This is a genomic window from Dyella dinghuensis, from assembly GCF_003977615.1.
In the GTDB taxonomy this organism is placed as follows: Bacteria; Pseudomonadota; Gammaproteobacteria; order Xanthomonadales; family Rhodanobacteraceae; genus Dyella_B; species Dyella_B dinghuensis.
Genome location: NZ_RYZR01000007.1, coordinates 461,867 through 480,757, shown reverse-complemented (window position 1 = coordinate 480,757; position 18,891 = coordinate 461,867). Strand labels below are relative to the sequence as shown.

17 protein-coding genes are annotated in these 18,891 nt (G+C 59.3%); 6 read left to right on the top strand and 11 right to left on the bottom strand.

Features of this window, described 5'->3' with window-relative positions; translation table 11 throughout:
- Nucleotide 1: 1 nt before the first annotated feature.
- The 9 genes from EKH79_RS15870 to EKH79_RS15830 form a co-directional block, all read right to left on the bottom strand.
- Complete coding sequence (locus tag EKH79_RS15870; protein ID WP_233590357.1) at nt 2-1,312, bottom strand: DUF58 domain-containing protein; 1,311 nt, start codon at nt 1,310-1,312, stop codon at nt 2-4.
- The gene (locus EKH79_RS15865) at nt 1,309-2,268 is read right to left on the bottom strand and encodes an AAA family ATPase (protein ID WP_425478522.1); all 960 of its coding nucleotides are present in this window, start codon (nt 2,266-2,268) and stop codon (nt 1,309-1,311) included. The genes EKH79_RS15870 and EKH79_RS15865 overlap by 4 nt, the downstream gene beginning before the upstream one ends.
- A 38-nt stretch (nt 2,269-2,306) precedes the next feature.
- On the bottom strand, nt 2,307-3,434 hold the full coding sequence (locus EKH79_RS15860) for a type 1 glutamine amidotransferase family protein (protein ID WP_126674794.1): 1,128 nt from the start codon (nt 3,432-3,434) through the stop codon (nt 2,307-2,309).
- On the bottom strand, nt 3,431-4,951 hold the full coding sequence (locus EKH79_RS15855; protein ID WP_126674793.1) for a DUF4129 domain-containing protein: 1,521 nt from the start codon (nt 4,949-4,951) through the stop codon (nt 3,431-3,433). The genes EKH79_RS15860 and EKH79_RS15855 overlap by 4 nt, the downstream gene beginning before the upstream one ends.
- Entirely contained in the window at nt 4,941-5,918 is a 978-nt protein-coding gene (locus EKH79_RS15850) for a stage II sporulation protein M (protein ID WP_126674792.1), read from the bottom strand. Before EKH79_RS15850 ends, EKH79_RS15855 begins: the two co-directional genes overlap by 11 nt.
- Entirely contained in the window at nt 5,915-6,595 is a 681-nt protein-coding gene (locus tag EKH79_RS15845; RefSeq protein ID WP_126674791.1) for an RDD family protein, read from the bottom strand. Before EKH79_RS15845 ends, EKH79_RS15850 begins: the two co-directional genes overlap by 4 nt.
- Nucleotides 6,595-7,119 (bottom strand): RDD family protein, encoded by a 525-nt coding sequence (locus EKH79_RS15840; RefSeq protein WP_126674790.1) that lies wholly within the window; start codon nt 7,117-7,119, stop codon nt 6,595-6,597. The genes EKH79_RS15845 and EKH79_RS15840 overlap by 1 nt, the downstream gene beginning before the upstream one ends.
- Nucleotides 7,120-7,262: 143 nt before the next feature.
- Complete coding sequence (locus EKH79_RS15835) at nt 7,263-7,502, bottom strand: DJ-1/PfpI family protein (RefSeq protein ID WP_233590356.1); 240 nt, start codon at nt 7,500-7,502, stop codon at nt 7,263-7,265.
- Nucleotides 7,503-7,535: 33 nt separating this feature from the next.
- Nucleotides 7,536-8,012, bottom strand: a complete 477-nt coding sequence (locus EKH79_RS15830) for an SET domain-containing protein (RefSeq protein ID WP_126674789.1) — start codon at nt 8,010-8,012, stop codon at nt 7,536-7,538.
- 194 nt (nt 8,013-8,206) lie between these two features.
- On the opposite strand from EKH79_RS15830, the gene EKH79_RS15825 reads away from it, so the two are divergent.
- From EKH79_RS15825 to EKH79_RS15800, 6 genes are all read left to right on the top strand, one after another.
- On the top strand, nt 8,207-8,704 hold the full coding sequence (locus EKH79_RS15825) for a hypothetical protein (protein ID WP_126674788.1): 498 nt from the start codon (nt 8,207-8,209) through the stop codon (nt 8,702-8,704).
- Nucleotides 8,705-8,740: 36 nt separating this feature from the next.
- Nucleotides 8,741-10,513, top strand: a complete 1,773-nt coding sequence (locus tag EKH79_RS15820) for an acyl-CoA dehydrogenase C-terminal domain-containing protein (protein WP_126674787.1) — start codon at nt 8,741-8,743, stop codon at nt 10,511-10,513.
- A gap of 365 nt (nt 10,514-10,878) precedes the next feature.
- Nucleotides 10,879-12,852 carry a CocE/NonD family hydrolase gene (locus tag EKH79_RS15815; protein ID WP_126674786.1) on the top strand — a complete coding sequence of 658 codons (1,974 nt, stop codon included), beginning with the start codon at nt 10,879-10,881 and terminating at the stop codon, nt 12,850-12,852.
- A 151-nt stretch (nt 12,853-13,003) separates the two neighbouring features.
- The gene (locus EKH79_RS15810; RefSeq protein WP_126674785.1) at nt 13,004-13,477 is read left to right on the top strand and encodes a GNAT family N-acetyltransferase; all 474 of its coding nucleotides are present in this window, start codon (nt 13,004-13,006) and stop codon (nt 13,475-13,477) included.
- A gap of 100 nt (nt 13,478-13,577) precedes the next feature.
- Nucleotides 13,578-15,185: a flavin monoamine oxidase family protein gene (locus tag EKH79_RS15805; protein WP_126674784.1), complete on the top strand. Its 1,608-nt coding sequence runs from the start codon at nt 13,578-13,580 to the stop codon at nt 15,183-15,185.
- Nucleotides 15,182-15,646, top strand: a complete 465-nt coding sequence (locus EKH79_RS15800; protein WP_126674783.1) for a c-type cytochrome — start codon at nt 15,182-15,184, stop codon at nt 15,644-15,646. The genes EKH79_RS15805 and EKH79_RS15800 overlap by 4 nt, the downstream gene beginning before the upstream one ends.
- Before the next feature lie 9 nt (nt 15,647-15,655).
- Here the strand turns inward: EKH79_RS15800 and EKH79_RS15795 are convergent, their stop codons facing one another.
- Together EKH79_RS15795 and EKH79_RS15790 are read right to left on the bottom strand one after the other, a co-directional pair.
- A complete protein-coding gene (locus EKH79_RS15795; RefSeq protein ID WP_126674782.1) occupies nt 15,656-18,427 on the bottom strand; it encodes a glycoside hydrolase family 31 protein in 2,772 nt (923 codons plus the stop codon).
- Between the two features lie 91 nt (nt 18,428-18,518).
- Nucleotides 18,519-18,866, bottom strand: coding sequence for a GFA family protein (locus EKH79_RS15790; protein WP_126674781.1), 348 nt, complete (start codon nt 18,864-18,866; stop codon nt 18,519-18,521).
- Nucleotides 18,867-18,891 lie beyond the last annotated feature (25 nt).

The following is an 18,891-nucleotide window of genomic DNA, read 5'->3' as shown; positions in this document are numbered from 1 at the left end:
TCTACAACCTGCTCTCTCGCTTCAAACGCAGATACCGTTCGATAAGCGCTCCGGATAGCTCGGAACACCCGACATCCATCGTCATCACACCGCGACGATTGAGACTGTCATGCACGCGTTCCCGGTCCGATAGGTAGTGCATGGCCGAGGCGCTGCGAATCGCCCTGTCCAGCGTATTACCCGTATCGACCGCCGCGTCTTCGACGGCTTGTTCGCGCAAGCTTGTGACCAGCACCAGATGACGCTGTGCGAGCACAGTGACGGCCATGGCCAGCTCGGTATCGTCTTCATCACGCACATTGGTGATGAGCACGACCAGCGCACGACGGCGTTGACGTTCCAGCAACGCGTTGGTCGCGGCCAGATAATCGGTCGGTGACGCCGTTGCCTGCAGGTCGTAGCCCGTGCCGAGCAGCATGTCCATGCCGCCGCTGCCCGAGGTGGGCGGCAACCAGCGTTGCGTGCGCCCGGTGCAGGCGAGCATGCCGACCGAATCGCCCTCGCGCATCGCGATATAAGCGAGCGACAGCGACGCATTCAGCACGTGATCGAAGTGCGAGATCGCCCCGTCTTTAGCCAGCATGCGCCGGCCGCAATCGATCAGCAGCACAATCTGCTGATTACGTTCCTCGCGATATTCGCGGGAGATGAAGTGGCCGACACGCGCGGTCGCCTTCCAGTCGATCTTGCGCATGCTGTCGCCGACGCGATAGTCGCGCAGCTCCTGAAACTCGGTGCCCTCGCCGCGGCGTCGCTGCAATCGCGCACCGATGTTGTGCGATGCCAGCTCGACACTCAATCCGGCCATTTCGGCAAGCGGCGCAAAATTGGGATACACGCGTACGGCGTTCGTGACATCCAACGTGCGGCGCTGCGTCCACAAACGCCATGCCGACCGAAACCGCAGGTGGCAACCATCGAACGTGGCGAGCCCGCGCATATCGGGCATCAACGCATACTCGAACGCGTAGTCTTCACGCGGCGCTAGGCGCACACGATGTGGCAGACCGCGTACCGCCCAGCCGCCCGGATGCAGATCGTGAATATCGACGTTCCGCTTGCGTTTGTCGGCCGAGCGCAAGCGCAGACGCACCAGCGTTTCCAATCCCAGCGGCACGACAGGCGCCACATCCCGCTGCACTTCCGGCGATGGCTGACGCGCGAGTTGCCACGCGTCGAACATCAAACCCAGCGCGAGCAGGCCGCCGTAAGCCAGCCACACATTCAGTGCAAGCACGCCAAAACTGGTCAGCGCGCCGAGCACGACCCAGCCGAACAATAGCCACAACAGTAGCGGACCGGGTCGCATCATTGGCGTGGCGCGGGAACCTTGTGCAGCAACGCCCGGATGACGTCGTCTGGACGCTGCCGTTCGACGAGCGCTTCGGGCGCCAGCATCAAGCGATGGCGAAGCGCAGGGAGCGCTACTTCACGTACATCGTCGGGCGTGACGAAATCGCGACCATCCATCGCGGCATGTGCGCGCGCCAATCGCGCCAGCGCCAATCCGCCGCGCGGCCCGGCGCCGTTGACCACTGCGGGCCATTCGCGCGTGGCGCGAACGATGCGCACGGCATAATCGGTCACCGCAGCATCCATGCGCATGGCGGCAACGCCCTGTTGCATGGCGAGCAATTCCTGCTGGCTAAGCACCTGTTGCACGCGCGAGACATCCAGGTCTGCCGCAACGCGGCCCTCAAGCACATTGCTTACCATGCGTTTCTCGTCTTCCAGTGTCGGATAACCGATCAACACTTTGATGAGAAAACGATCCAGCTGCGCTTCGGGCAACGGATAGGTGCCTTCCTGCTCGATCGGGTTTTGCGTGGCGACTACCATGAACGGTGCGGGCAACGGAAAGCGCCGGCCTTCGATGGTCGCCTGCCCTTCCTGCATCGCTTCGAGCAACGCCGCCTGAGTCTTGGCCGGCGCGCGATTGATTTCGTCGGCAAGTAGCAGATTGGCGAACACGGGACCGCGCCGCACCTGAAAGCGCTCCGCCTTCACGTCGTAGATCGCGTGACCGGTGACGTCGGTCGGCATCAGATCGGGCGTGAACTGAATGCGGCCGAAGGTGCAGCTCACCGATGCCGCCAGCGCGCGCACCAGCAGCGTCTTACCCAAACCTGGCACGCCCTCGATCAACACATGTCCGGCGGCCAGCAATGACATCAGCACCTGATCGAAAATATCGACCTGGCCAATGAATGCATGCCCCACTTGTTTCCGAAGTGCCGCGACGCGCGCATGGATCGCCTCCACCGGCATGGGTGCCGGCGCCGGTGCGGGCGCGAGGGTGTCTGTGGTCATAGATGGCTCCTGATACGCGCCAGAGTGGTTATGCATACGCGAAACGCCGCGGCGTTTGCGGGAGAACGAAAAGCACTTTCGATGCGTGCCGGTTCAAGCTTGCTGCGCTGAGCAAGCCAGTCATACAGCTCGGTGCCTTGGAGCATCGCACCGGCGGGATCGCGGCGGCGAAGGCGCGCAATCACGGCGTCACATGCAAGGCGATGCAAGCTGCGGCCGCCATCGCGACGGAATAGAAACTCACCAACCGCCTGAATGTGTTCGAGCAACGCACGGCGATGCGCCGGCGGTGTCGGCATCAAGGGCCCAAAGCGTTGGCTGCGCATCAGCATCCAGCCAATGGCGAGCAACAGCGACGCCAGCAAGGCAGGCCAGCCACGCAGAAACAGGTTGATCCAGAACGATGTACCGATCAGCTCGTAGAAGAAATAGAAGTGGCCGTGCCCCATGTTCGGTTCAAGCACGCGCCACGCAAATTCCTGCTCGGGATAGTTCCTGAGTTTGTCGCTGGAAATGGCGTTGAGGTCGTTGATCGCGCTGACCGTGCCTTCGCCATTGGATACGCGTGCAAACGCCAGGTCACCGTTACGATCATGAATGGCGACCTGCGCGCTGCCGAGAAATGACGGTTGCAGCTTGAATCCCACGCCGCACAACGACATGAATTGCAGATCGTAACCCTTTCCAGCAGGCACGTTCGTCCACAACTTCGTGCAGTTATACGTATTCTTCGATGCGGCAAACATATTGAGCTGTTGCAGCAGAGGCACATCGCTTCCGTCGTGCCCCATCGGCGAAAAAACCAAATGACCGCCACGTCGCACCCAATCCGCCAGCTTTTTTGCCTCGTCATATTTGATAAAGCTCACATCCTCGCCGATGACCACCGTGTCGCCACGTCGCAGCAGCGGAAGAACTTGCGCAAGGTTGACGTTTCCAGTGGACGCTTGTCCCATATCGGCGAGCGTTCGTTCCAACGCGTAGAACCTGTTGTACGCAGGCTCCCCCGTTGGATATCCCGACACGATGGTGGACTCGCGTTTGAACAGCATGAGGAAGCCGCCTACGCAAATGGCCACAACCGCCAGCACAATCGATGCGATGACGATGGTGTTGCGATTCATAACGGCACTCGCTGTACCGGCCAGCCGGATAGAAGCGACGCAAATTCCGTATCGCCGGGATAACGATCCGCGTACGCAGCGAGCTGCCATGTGCGTACGATGCTGACGAGCTGATCGCGACGGGAAGGATCGTCGAGCGCCTTTGCATGACGCAGCCAGTCCGATTCCGTTGCATCGACCGGCACCTGAATGTGCAATGCCGCCGCCGCGCGTTGCATGCTGCCCCGATAAAGCAGCGATAGCGCTTCACGACGATGGCCGTCACGCCACAACTCCCTCGCAGTGGCGGCAAGGTCGTCAGGCAACGCGGATTCCTGGACGGTGCTCGTCTTTAACGCCGAAAGCGTGCGTTCGGGCCGTTCCAGCACGACGCCCGAAAAGCGAACACGGCGGACAATGAAGATGATCAGTGCAACGATCGCAACACCGAGCAATGCCCACATGAGCACATTGACCAATCCGGCAACCAGGTCGGCAAACACGAATGATGACGAGGGCAGCGGTTCATCGATCTTCTTGGGTGTCAGCCTGGGTACCCAGTGCGTAACGACGTGCTTGGTACCGAAGCGAGGATCCAGATAGACGACGTTCGCCTCGCGCGAGAACGACGCATCCTTGTCGTCCAGCGGTTGATGGAAGGCTTCTGCGATACCTGCCTGCGCGGACGATGATGCTCCCGCAGGTGTGGCCTCCGCCGCATGCACTGCGGTACCGAAACCACCGAGGCAAATCAAAAGTACCGCTGCGAGGCCGGCATCGAGCAAACGTTGACGAAGACGCCGGAACATCAGATCGATATCCCACGCTTCCAGCTGCGTGCGCCGATTGAGATACAGAGCAAATCCCGAAGCCACGTACAGCGGCTCGATCATACTCATCGACACATACGTGACAAACGATGCGATCCAGATCAGCGCATGTTTGAAAGCAGGCAACTGAAATGCCTGAGTCAGATTGCGCATGGAGTCTGGCAACGCTTCGCCGGGCAGCAGCCAGAGCGTGAATGTGCAAATGCTGATGAACACTACCAGTTCGAACAGCAGGCTTGTCCATGTCAGGCCACTCGCCTGTCCACCCAATGTTCTGCTGAGCACTCGCCAACGTGCCGAGCGCTGTTGCTTGGACACGCCTTCGAGCAATTCCATCGGCATGCGCACCGAGCGATGCGTATCCAGGCGCAGCCACGTCAACGCAGCGATGGTGCGCACCCACGGCCAGCGCATCTGGCCTTTCAAGGTTTCGCGCCATGCAGGAGTTCGCTCGAACACCGCGTGTGAAAGCACATACAGCGGAATACGATCGAACAACGGACGCAGCCACCAGGGCAGAAACAAACCGAGCCACGGCATGCCCGTCAGCCAGGCAATCAGCTGACAGACGATGAAAATAGGTAGCGTGAACGCGAACCACGCCGACCACACCTGACGCGCATGCGCACGCAGCATCACCGCACCCAGATCCATCGCTTCGAGCGTCGTGCGCGGACGCAGCGCAACACCAATGCGCTCAAGCTGCATGGTTGCGCCCTCTGCCGCCGAACGTGAGCCACGTCGCGACAAGCAACCAGATGGCGGCGCCGCTGCCGTACTTCACGACATCCGGCAACATCGACATCGACGACCAATACGCTTCGATGAAAGCCGCCATCACCAGCATCGCAAACGCGCCGAGCGCGAGTCGCGCACCTTTCCATGCTGCCTCACGCAACGCTGTCTCACGACGCAGACGGCCAGGCGCAAGCAAGCTCAAACCGAATTGCAAACCTGCGCCGCCAGCAATCACGATGGCCGTGAGTTCGAAACCCGAATGCCCCACGACGAAACGCCAGAATGGCGCGCCGTAGCCGATAGCGTTGAGGTGCCCCGCCACGCCGCCCATGATCACACCGTTCGCCGTGAGCACGTAAATCGCACCGACACCGAGCAACAACCCCGATGCAAAAGTGCGAAACGCGATGCCGACGTTGTTCATGATGTAGTAGCCGAACATCTGCAGATCCGTACCGCTGCTGCGGCCGATCTTCGGATTGGACGGGTCATACATCTTTTCGAATTCTTTGAGCTGCGTGGCGCTGAACAAGCTATGCGCGAGATCCGGCCGCCATTGCAGCAACACATAGGTCGCGATGGCCGGCACATAAAGCAACACCGTCGCCGCCAGCATGTAACGCCAGTTCTCGCGCACGAGTCTTGGAAATTCGGCAAGCAGGAACGTGGCCGCCTTGTACCAGCGGGGCGCGGGCGGACGATACAGCTGGCGATGCCCCATCTCCACGATGTGTTGCAGGCGATCGGTCACTTCACGGCTGTATCCGCGAGCCTGCGCCAGCGAAAGATGATGGCAGACGCGCCGATACGATTCGGGAAAATCCACCGTTTTTTCCGAGCGCAGCGCCGCTTTAGGCTGCCGGTCGAGCTGCGCCAGCCAGAAACGCAGTGCGTCCCATTCTTCAGCGTGCAGCGCGACGAACTGCTCCTGTTTCATGGCCTTCCCAGCAATCCGTTTGCATAGGCGGTGAGTTGCGTTACCGCGGCGGTGCCTTCTCGCCCGGTGAGCGGCACGAGAATATCGGCAAGTTCTTCCTGTCGCTGCACGGTAAGGTGCCCGGCGCGCTCGGCGAAATCGATCAGCGCCGCCTGCTCATCCGGATCCAGTGGCACTGGCAATAGTTGCGACGGCACCATCGGAACCTTGCTGCCTGCAGGTAAAGCATCGGCATGAACAACAATGGTGCCCGCCACGATGTCGCCGATGCGGCGCGCCGACGGATCGATCATCGTACACACAAGGCCCACGCCGTACAGACCCGGCAATGCGTCGACCACACGCAGCAGGTTGCGCACCACCGATGGAATCAGCGTGACGGGTGTGCCATCGGCACACACCACCCGCAACTTCATGCTGCGCTTGCCGATAGTCTGGCCGCCGAACCACACCTCGCACACCACCGAATAAACCCAGGTGATCGCAAACAGCAACAACATGCCGAGACCGGCGCCGCCTTTTCCGAAGACACCGAAAAAAGCCGCACCGATAAAGAAAAAAGCCGCGCGTAAAAGTAAATCGATCAGCCACGCCTGCGCGCGGCCGAATGCACCGGCCGCACGCAAGCGCAGGCTAACGCCTTCTGGCGTTTCGATTTCGCGTACCGTGTCGAGCATCAGTCGTTGATGACGATGGTGTCCGCGATTCGATCATGCATGCAGCGTTTCTCGTCGCCGAAAATCATCAGAACATCGACAAGCGCGATGATGGGGCCGACGAACGGAATGAAACCAAAAAGCCGGATGGGCAGATAGCGCGTAAGGAAAATGCGGCCCAGCGTAGCCTGGCTGCCATCCGTACGAACGATCTTGATACCCAACAGCTTCTTGCCAATCGTCTGTCCATTGCGACTGAGCAATATGCAGTTGACGACAATGACGGCAAGCCCCAGGAAGAGGCAGAAGAACATATAGCCGCTGAGCGCAAACGCCGGCGGCACAGTACCGTGAACGCGTGCGTTATAGGTTGCGAAGCTCTGAAAGAAAACCGGCATCATGCACAACGCAATGACGATGCCGTCCAGAAAAGCGGCCCCTAATCGCTGCCATCTCGACGCTTTGCGCGCCTCAAGATCGTTGGCGTCGAACGCATATCTATCTTCCACGACCGCGCCGGGCGCGGCATACGGATTTGCTTCCATGGCTTCCCCCTATCCGAGCACCAACCCCTCGCTGGTGCTACGTCCCAGTATAGAAGCAACAAAGACGGCCGATGCAAGGCGCTGCACCCTTCTCCCTGCAGGTCGTTTTAGCAGCTGTAACGATGCTGGCGGCCGCTTGAGGATCAGGTGCTTAGCGCATCGGTGAGCGTGCGACTGGAGGCAGCTATGTCGTCGGGCCTACGGCTTGTAATCAGATTGCCATCCTGAACGACCTCAATATCTCCCCAGCGCGCGCCGGCGTTCTCCAGATTCTTGCGAATGGAAGGCAGCGACGTAACCTTACGGCCTTTAACCCGCTCGGCGTCGACCAGGGTCCAGGGACCGTGGCAATCAGCAGTGTGAACGGCCTGCGATAGAGACAAAGTATGCAGGCAGTGAGACCGGCGTGGCGCCCTTTACTTGGCGGCGCGCTTAGGCTTGAGCAGCGTCCCGGTGCACTTGGGCGAGCCACACAGGCACACCCACTTCTTCTTCAAACGGGCCGTGTGCGGCACTTCGAGCACGATGCCGTAGTCGTAGGTGAGCTCTTCGCCCGCCTTGATGTTGCGCTTGGCCTCGATGATCACGCGATCCTTACGGCGATTGCCGCCCTCGTGCTCTTCGACAAAGGCCTCGCAATTGGGGTTGCAGCTGTGATTGATCCAGCGCGCAACACCGCCCTTGCGGTTAGCGTCGATGATGTACTCATCGTTGAGGGTGAACAGGAACGTATGACCGGTCTCGCCGCCGTCGCCATACATTTCGTCGGCCTCGTCGTGAGTCATCAGGGTGCCCTTGTATTCGATGATTTCCTCGCCCTTTTTGATCGGGGCGACAGCGAAAACACCATTTCCATGGATGGGCGAACGACGAGCGACGATGCGACGTGACATGGCTTACCGGGATCAGAGGGACGTAACCACTAATCATGCCCGTTCTGCGTGACGATGGGAATCGCACTCGGCGCCGGTTGCGAGGTCAGTCTATGGATGTATCTCGCCGAGAGTTTCAAACGTTAGGGCTTCAAAATGTCCCTTCCACCGGCTTCATTCCCTGATATATTCAAACAATCGTTTGAGGTGATCCCATGAAACGACTGCTCCACGGATTGGCCCTTGTTCTGCTGGTTTGCGGGTTGGCGGCGTGCGGTCCGCCGCGCCAGAGCGTGTTTCCGCCGACGATCTCGATCCAGCAGATGCATGTGCAGCCGGATGGCACCTGGCAACTCACCCTGCGCATCCAGAACAACAGCTACACCGGCATGAATTACCAGTCCATCGAGGGCAGCTTCCAGGTGGCGAACGGTATTCCCGTGCGGCTGCATTCGGTCTTCAGCACGGATATTCCTTCGTTCGCCGGCGATGTCCTGCAGATCGATGTGCTGCCGACCCCGCCGATGACGCAGGCCTTGCAAGCCATCGCCGGCAAGGGCAGCGCCGGACAGATTGCCTACGACATCGAAGGCACGATCCATTGCGCCCCGAATCTTGAAGATCGCCCGGACAACAAGAATCCGCGCGATTTCGCGTTTAGCCACAACGATTACCTTTCGCCGGTACCCGGGATACCCAACACATTCCGGTGACCGATTCATCGCACCTGTTCCACGAGAGATGACGCCATGACTCTGTACAAAGCCCCCCTCGACGATCAGCGCTTTGCGCTTTTCGATGTGCTCGATGCCGAAACCGTGCTCACCAAGCTGCAAGGGGGTGACGGTCACACGCGCGATCTGCTCGATGCGGTGCTGGAAGAAGCAGGCAAGCTCAGCGAGCAGGTGCTTGCGCCCACCAACTCGCCGGGCGATGAGGAAGGCTGTCATTACGACAAGGCCACGCGCAGCGTCACCACACCGAAAGGCTTCAAGGAAGCCTTCCGCCAGTTCTCCGAGGGCGGCTGGGCCGGCCTGACGATGGCGGAAGCGTTCGGTGGTCAGGCATTGCCGTCGGTGATGGGTGTGGCGACCACCGAATTTTTCCAGTCGGGCAATCTTTCCTGGAGCCTGTACCCGTTGCTCTCGGAAGGCGCCTGCCATGCACTGGAAATGCACGGCACCGAGGACCAGCAGCACACGTATCTGAAGCCCATCGTAGCCGGCGAGTGGACGGGCACCATGTGTCTCACCGAACCGCAGGCCGGTTCGGATCTGGGTCTGCTGAAGACACGCGCCGAACCTGTTGGCGATGGCAGCTACAAGATCACCGGTACCAAGATCTTCATCAGCGCGGGCGATCATGATCTGGCTGAAAACATCATTCACCTCGTGCTTGCGCGCCTGCCCGATGCGCCAGCGGGCAGCCGTGGCATTTCGATGTTCATCGTGCCGAAGTTCAAGGTGAAAGACGGCAAGCCCGGCGAGCGCAACAATGTTTACGCCGGCGCGATCGAACACAAGATGGGCATTCGCGGTTCGGCAACCTGCGTGATGAACTTCGATGAGGCCGAAGGTTTTCTGATTGGCCAGCCGCACAAGGGCCTGGCTGCGATGTTCACCATGATGAATGCCGCGCGTCTTTCGGTGGGCGTGCAAGGTCTCGCGCTATCGGAGCGCGCATGGCAGAACAGCCTCAACTACGCGCGCGAGCGTCTGCAGTCGCGCTCGCTCTCCGGCCCGAAATTCCCCGACAAACCCGCCGACAATCTGCTGGTGCAGCCGGACGTGCGCCGCATGCTGCTGACGCAGCGTGCCCTGGTGGAAGGCTCGCGCATGTTGCTGCTGTATTCGGCCCTGCAGACCGACATCGAAGCGCGTGGCGCCGATGAAGCAACGCGTCAGAAAGCCAGCGAATTACTTGCCTTCCTGATTCCGATTGCCAAGGGCGTGGTGACCGAGCTCGCGCAGGAATGCACGAAGGAAGCCCTGCAGGTCTACGGCGGCCACGGCTTTATCGTGGAAAACGGCGTAGAGCAGTTCGTTCGCGATGCACGCATCATCACGCTGTACGAAGGCACCACCGGTATTCAGGCGGCCGACCTGCTCGGCCGCAAAATTCTTCAGCTCAAGGGCGTTGGCCTGCAGCACTTCCTCGCCGAAGTCGGCGCGTTCTGCAAAGCGCATGCGCAGGACGAGGCGCTGCGCCCGTATATCGGCCCGCTCGGTGCATTGGCGAAGGAATGGGGCGAGTTGACGATGAAGCTGGCGCAGCTGATTCAAACCAATCCGGAAGAACTCGGCGCGGCGGCCAACGATTATCTCTACTACAGCGGTTACATCACGCTCGCCTACTTCTGGGCGCGCGCGGTGGCTGCGGCAGAGAAGAGCTCGCAACAGCCAGCGTTCAAGCAAGCCAAGCGCGATACGGCGGCGTTCTTCTTCGCACGCGTTCTGCCACGTACGCATTTGCACAAAGCAGCGATTGAAGCGGGTGTTGCGACGCTGCCTGCGATTGCCTGATCCGCTTGTTACATGTAACAAAAAACGCCCGGCTAGCCCGGGCGTTTTTTATGCCTCATCACCTCACCGCACCCTCACCGTCATTCCGGCGAAGGCCGGAATCCAGTGGCGTTATGGCCGATATGTGCGAGACATTCGTGCATTGTCAGTCAACGAGTTTCAGGCGAAATGACATTGGCAGGCGCGACAGTCACTGGATTCCGGCCTTCGCCGGAATGACGGTGAGGAGACTTGATGACGATGAGGGATTTGACGGCAGCGAGTCGGCTCGTGGCCGCGCGGTGCCGAAAGTCACGGTGACTGTTTCCCCCCACTACCGGCACATACCCATTACGCTAAGCCGGCATATCCAACGGGGAGTCACCATGAAGTCGAGTCGTGCCGTGATCGCATGGTGCGGGCGGAAGCCTGCATTGCTTACCCTGCTGCTGACCTTGAGCAGCACTGCCATGGCGACGGATACGCCTCCTCCGCAATACCCCAACTACCCAAGCGAAACACCCGCCAAATTCACGCCGGTCACCAGTAGCTACGATTACGTCGAACGCGACGTGATGATCCCGATGCGTGACGGCGTCAAGCTCAACACCGTCATCCTGATTCCGAAAAGCGCCAAGCACGAGGGTATCGTGCTCACGCGCACGCCGTACGATGCGAAAGAGCTCACGCATCACGTGATGAGCGGTCACCTTGGTCCGATGCTCGAAGGCTACGACAACGCGACCGATGTGATTGTCGAGGACGGCTATATCCGCGTGATTCAGGACATCCGCGGCAAGTACGGCTCCGGCGGCGATTACGTGATGAACCGGCCCGTGCATGGGCCGCTCAATCCCACGCCTGTCGATGATGCCACCGATACGTACGACACCATCGACTGGCTCGTGAAAAACATTCCCGAATCGAACGGAAAAGTCGGCACCATCGGCATTTCGTACGACGGTTTCGAACCGCTGATGTCGCTGGTGAATCCACATCCTGCGCTGAAAGTCGCCGTGCCGATGAATCCGATGGTCGACGGCTGGATGGGCGACGACTGGTTCCATCAAGGCGCGTTCCGCGCGCAGAACATGTCTTACATCTACGAACAGGTAGCCACGCGCGACAACAGCGTCAAGTGGTGGACCAGTTATCACGATGAATACGACCTGTTCATGCAGGCCGGTTCCGTGGGCGAACTCGGCCGTCAGTACGGCATGGAACAACTTGGTTTCTGGCAGAAGACGATCGCGCATCCGGCGTACGATTCGTTCTGGAGCGATCAGGCGGTCGACAAGATACTTGCCGCGCAGCCATTGAAAGTACCCACCATGCTCGTGCACAGCCTGTGGGATCAGGAAGATATTTACGGCGCGCTTGCGGTGTATCGCGCGATCAAGCCGAAAGACAAGAACGGCGACATGGTGAAGCTGGTGATGGGCCCGTGGCATCACGGTCAGGAAATCGAGGAAGGCAGTTCGCTGGGCGCGATTCGATTCGGCAGCGACACATCTAAATATTTCCGCGAGCACATCCTGCGTCCGTACCTCGCGCAATATCTCAAGGACGGTGCGCCTAAAGCGGACATTGCACCGGTCACGGCTTATCAAACGGGCGCCAATCAATGGCAACGTTTGAGTCGTTGGCCGCTCGCCTGCGAGGATGGTTGCGCAACGAAGAGTCGTGCGCTGTATCTGCTGCCGGACAACAAGCTCGGCTTCAGCGCACCGGCTGGCAGCTCGGCGTATGACGAATACGTCTCCGATCCTGCGCACCCGGTGCCGTTCCGTGCACGACCGATCCAGCCGGTTGGCTACGACGGTGGCCTGACATGGCCGCAGTGGCTGGTGGACGATCAACGCGAAGCGTCGGGCCGCACGGATGTCGTGACCTATGTTTCCGATGTGCTGACCGAGCCGCTTGTGATCAGCGGTGCGCCGGTTGCGCATCTGGTCGCATCCACCAGCGGCACCGACAGCGACTGGGTCGTGAAAGTGATCGACGTGTATCCCGATCAGGTATCCGCTCAACCGGAGATGGGCGGCTATCAGCTGGCGATTTCGATGGATATTTTGCGCGGCCGTTATCGTGAAGGTTTTGACAATCCCAAACCGATCGCCGCGAATCAGCCGCTGGCGTACAGCATCAATCTTCCCGCGGCCAATCACGTTTTTCTGCCGGGTCATCGCGTGATGGTGCAGGTGCAGTCGAGCTGGTTCCCGCTCTACGACCGCAATCCGCAGACCTTTGTGCCGAATATCTTCTGGGCCAAGCCGGGTGACTATCAGAAAGCCACGCAGCGCATTTATCACGCGCCCGCACAGGCCAGTTACATCGCACTGCCCGTCATCAGCCATTGATGACATCATGTTCACTTCCTCTCCTCATCACGAGGGGAGGAAGATCGTGTAGGCCAACGAAAAATCGAAGCGATATCCATTCGGTACTTCCCTCGCGAACCCGCTTGGGTGTAGAACCGGGGCTACCCGTTCTCACATTCCCCGTTCGACGATGAGCGACATTCATTTTCTTATCCGTCTCGCCGAGGATGACGACGACTTCATCCTTGCCCTGGTTCCACGTTTCGTGGATTTCTCACTGCCCAAATGGCGCAAGCGACATGAATGCATCGACGGCATTCGCAAGGATTTAAGCCGCCAGCTGGACGAACAACCCGCCAACAGTTACGTGTTCGTCGCCGAAAATGACGATGGCGATCGTGTCGGGTTCATTCATCTGCAGAAGACGCAGGATTACTTCAACGGCCGCATCAACTGCCACATTTCCGATCTGGCCGTTTCGCCACGCCACGAAGGTCAGGGTGTCGGCAAGGCGCTGATCGCCCACGCCGAAGACTGGGCGCGCGAACATCAATGTCAGCTGGTGACGCTGGCGGTTTTTCCGGGCAATGAGCGTGCACGGGCGCTTTATGAAGCGGCCGGTTACCACGTCGATCTGCTGAGGCTCGCCAAACCGACGCATTGAGGCGCACGATGAATCTGGTCGCGTCCAGCATGCCTTTCGTCACTGTTGCAAGTACGCCAGATGCGATGTGCTGAAGGCTTGGTTGTTGCTGGGGTGAGTGATGCAAGGGGAAGGTTCCGAATCGACGATGACGCGCCGCGATTTGCTGCGCATGATCGGACTGAGCGCCGGTGGCGCGGTGATGTATCAGGCCATGAGCAGCCTTGGCTTCGCCGCACAGTCGCCGTACAAGGGCACGCCGAAGCTGGAAGGTGCGCCGCAGGGCGCATCGGTGCTGATTCTTGGCGCCGGGCTGGCCGGCATGGTGGTCGCCTACGAATTGCGCAAGGCTGGCTACAAGGTGAGCGTGCTGGAGTACAACGCTCGTCCGGGCGGCCGCAACTGGTCGCTGCGCGGCGGCGATACGTACACGGAACTGGGCGGTCGTACGCAGCATTGCCAGTTCGATCGCGGCCTGTACTTCAACCCCGGTCCGTGGCGTATTCCCTACCACCATCGCGGCATCCTCGATTACTGCAAGAAGCTCGGGGTACCGCTCGAACCGTTCGTGCAGATCAATCACAACGCGTACGTGCACAACAGCAACGCCTTTGACGGCAAGCCGCAACGCTATCGCACCATCAATGCCGACTATCGCGGCTACACCGCGGAGCTTCTGGCCAAATCCACGCAGCAAGGCAAGCTCGATACGCCACTGAGCAAGGACGATCAGGCCATCCTGCTGGATTCGCTGCGCGATTGGGGTGCGCTCGATAAAAACTACGCGTACGTATCGAGTCCGCAAACGAGCAATCGGCGCGGGTTCGACAAGGCACCCGGTGGCGGTCTCTCCGGCAAGCCCATCTCATCACAGCCTTTGCAGTTTCACGATGTCCTGAGCTCGCATCTCTGGAAGGGCCTGACGGAAGGCGAAAACTACGAATTCCAAACCACGCTGCTCCAACCCGTGGGCGGCATGGGACGCATCGGCGAAGCATTCGGCCGCGAGCTGCACGGCGTGATTCGCTACAACGCAAAGGTCACCGCCATCCAGCAAGATGAACATGGCGTCAGCGTGACTTATGAAGATTCACATCATCCCGGCAGCACGCAAAAAGCGCGTGCCGACTGGTGCATCTGCACGATTCCACTTTCCATTCTCAGTCAACTTCCCATCAACGTTGGTCCCGCGATGGCGGAGGCGATTGCTGCGGTGCCCTATGCGGGCACCGTGAAGGTCGGCCTGCAATTCAAGCGCCGCTTCTGGGAAGAAGATGACGATATCTTCGGTGGCATCACGGCTACCGATCTTCCCATCAACAACATCAGTTACCCCAGTTGCGACTTCAACAGCAGCGGCAAGGGTGTGCTGTTGGGTGGCTACCTGTGGGGACTCAACGCCTACGAATTTACGGCGATGGACCCGGCCGAACGCATCCGCCGAACGGTCGAATACGGCGCGCAAATCCATCCGCAATACAAGGCGGAATTCGACAACGGCGTCGCGGTCGCATGGCATCGTTCACCTTTCACGCTAGGCTGCTTTGCAGCGTGGTCGGATGAGTTGCGCGACAAGCACTATGACAATCTTTGCCAGATCGATGGACGTATCGCGCTCGCGGGCGAACACGCTTCGTATCTGCCGGCGTGGCAGGAGGGTGCGGTTACTTCGGCGCTGGATTTGATCGAGCGCCTGCATCAGCGAGTGATGGCTGGAGGCGCGGTATGAAGTCGTTATGTGCACGGCTACTCGGCGCGGCGTGTCTTTTCGGTTGCATCAGCGCCGCATACGCTCAATCTTCAGATAGCGTGCTCTATACGCGAGACACGCTGAAAAATGCCAACGGCGAGGCGATCTTCCACAACATCTGCCAGGGCTGCCACATGCCCGATGCCAAAGGCGCCACCGGAGCCGGTACCTACCCCGCTCTCGCTGGCAATCCGAAGCTGGTGTCAGCGCCATACATGGCAGCGGTGATTCTTTTCGGGCGGCACGACATGCCTTCGTTTGTCACGAAACCAACACGCGGCGACGGTTTCGCTGGCGGCGTCATGTTGACGGATGCGCAGATCGCCGATGTCATCAACTATGTGCGCACGCATTTTGGCAATCACTACACCGACAGCATCACTGCGGATGACATCAAGGCGATGCATCCGCAGGACGCGCAACCGAAGCCAAAATCCTAGCGTCGATCACTATTGCCAGGAAACGCTCACACCATTGCGTATGCTTTGCGAAGGCAGCGTCACGAGTGTAGTCCCATCCTCGGGATACCAGGTCCAGTGCGAGATCGTCTGACCGTCAGCAGTGATCGACTGCGGTTTTTCCGTCGCATGAATGAGCAGTTCGTAAGCACGTGCCTGCGGCTGGTTCGCATACGTGCCCTTGGTCGGCGCAATGACAAGCTGATGCGTCCCATCCTTGTTGGTGACGTAGTGCATCGCCGTCGTCGCATACTGGCCTTGCGCGTACGCAAGCGAAATGCCGTCGTCTTCGTATAGATTGAAGTCACCGTGTCCTGAGCCGTAGACATTGACGATAACGGTGTCGAGCGGCTTCGCGTTGGAATAATCGCTCACCGGCTGCTCTGGAACGATGGCGCCTTCGCGGACAAATACTGGCGTCTCGTCCACAGCGTAGTGCGTCGTGAATGACGCGCCACCGTCATGGTGCTTGCCGGTAAAGAAATCGATCCATTCGCCCGGTGGCAAATACACGGTGCGATTGCCGCTTGCATCGAGCACGGGCGCAACCAGCATGTCATCGCCAAAGAAATATTCATGCGACTGCTGGTAGGCCTCTTCCAGATCGGGATATTCCAGATAAAGCGGCCGCAACAACGGCATGGATTGCGTATGCGCCTGCCACGTATAGCTGTAGACGTACGGAATCAGCTGCGTGCGCAACGTGAAGTACTTCCTCATCAGCGCAACGCCCTTGTTGCCGTATTCCCATGGCATGCGCACATTGCCTTCCTTGGGATTGGCGTGTGCGCTGTGCATGCGCAGGATGGGGCTGAAGGTGCCGAATTCGATCCAGCGCGCATAGAGATCGAAATCGATTTTCGCGCCGTGGAATCCGCCAATGTCATGGCTGATATAAGGCACCAGCACGTTGCCACCACGCGCCGTGAAAGCGACTTCGTACGCAAGCACCGGCCATTCCGAATACGTATCGCCGGTGAAGAAGGCGGGATACCGTTCGCTGCCCCAATCGCCGTATCGGCTGAGAATAAAACCGCGCTGCCCGGAAACTTGCTGAGTGAAGTCGTAGAAAACCTTGTTGGTCCACAGCTGCTTATTGAGACCGGGCATGTCGGCAGCACCGCCGCCGCCGTCGACCCACCACACGTTTACGCCGGCCTGCATAAGCGGCGCGTGCAGATCACGCATGAAAACGTCGGCCTGCTTCTGATCGGACAGATCGAAAGCAATGCGGCCGGGCGGCGCGACATCGCGAATGGCTACCGGGCCGCCCAGAATGCCGCCGCCCTGCTCACCCGACTCCACGCGCAACGCGATTTCGTTCTTGGTTCCAGCTTTCACTAACGGCGTGATGTCGGCATACGTCAAACGATTGGGCCACTGCACCTCGCTGTGCTTGACCTCCTGCCCGTTGACGAACACGCGATACGATTTACCGACTTCGCCCAGCCACAGATAAAGCGACCCACTGGCAGATGCCGGCAGTTTGAACGAAGTGCGGTACCACGCCACGCCGTCGTAACTCTTGAAGCCCTGCGCCTGCCATGGCTCGTCGGTGCGAATGTGTTTCCAGCGGCCGTCCTTATGATCGACGGCGTACCACTGCTCGCTCATGCCTTGATCTTGTGGGTCGGTGGAAAACTTCCACGTCTTGCCAATATCGATATCGACCGTTGGCGTGAGCGGTTGCGGCCGCCCCATATCCTGCAGCACTTCCGATGCATGACTGTCGCTATGGGAAAGAATGCTCTCCTCGGTACCGGCGTAGCCCGGATGATCGTTGAGGCTCACCTTGATGCCGCGATCGTGCAGCCACTTCATGAATTTGTCCGGATGAGGAATCAGCGGACTCCAGTCGTAGCCGCCATCCCAACCGTAGTTGTGCCATGCGAAGTCCAGCACCAGCGTGTCGAAAGGAATGTGGTTTTCGCGCAGCCGTGATAGCTCCTCTTCGAGATGCTGCTGGTTGTAACGCTCAAAGTCAGGCTGCCGCGATTCGGCCGTGTTCGGGAAATATTCGAAATTGAAATCGGTGATCCATGTGCCCAACGTGTAACGCGGGATCATCGGAATCGGGCCGCACAGTTGTGCGTACTCGTTAAAGACGCTCTGGTAATCGTGATAGTAGGTGAAGAGATACCAGTCCTGGCCGTAAGGCTGCGCGCGGGGTTGTATCCAGTTTTTTTGCGCGTTCCACAAGGGCGTATGGCTGTCGTCGATAAAGGCATAGCCGCTACGGCTCAACAAACCCGGCTTGGCTTTTTCCAGCGGGATCGCGATACCGGGAATAATGTCGTTGACGGGACTGTCCCGATCGTCCTTCGGCAAATTGTCCTGACTGACGTGATCGAGCGAATACGTGAGTCCGCCGAGGTTTTGCGTGTCGACGTCACCCGGCTGCCAGTTATGTGCACCGCCAGCGTTTTTCCAGGTGACTTTCAAATTATCGGCGGTGAACGGGCCGGAATGAAGTTTGTAACGCAACGTCATCGCACTGCTGTCGAGAATCAGCCAACCGTCTTTCTTGGTCGACGTCACCGGTACAGCCGGCCAATCACGCTTTTGCACCACCGCCGTCGGCACGTCGACAAATGTGCCGCTGGGCGAATATTCCATACGCACGAGCGAGGGCGTCAAAAATTCAAAGCGCGCATCCCCCGGCACACCCCCTTTGGGCTGGGTCTCCACGCACGACACGAGCGATAGTGAAACAGACGTGGCAATCAGCCATGCCACAACGCGGGTCGTGCGGTGAAGGCTCATGCAGACACTCCTACCTCTCGCGGGATGTTGGAATGAAAGGTAGCAGGTTTAAGCGCCCGGGCAGTTGTGAAGCCCGTCAACGTATTCCGTATCAGAAACTACGCCCATCGACCGGCACGTGTTCCAGACCGTCAACATCCACATTTTCCAGGCACCGAACGTTCACTGCGGCCACGGCCTTGCCGTCCGGCCCTGTCCCGAAACTGACAGGTGCACATCCGCAGCTGGGACAGAACTGATGCCGGATCACATGTTTGTTGAAGGTGTATTGGGACATATCGGATTCGGGCGTCGTGAGCGTCAATTGTTCGCGCGGCACGAACCAAAACAAGAATCCCTTTCTGCTGCAGTGCGAGCAATTGCATTCGATGACTTGCGTCAGCTCGCCTTCGACGTCGTACGCGATGCGTCCGCAGTGACAGCTGCCGTGATAGCGCATAAAGACCTCCATATGAGGTGGGCGT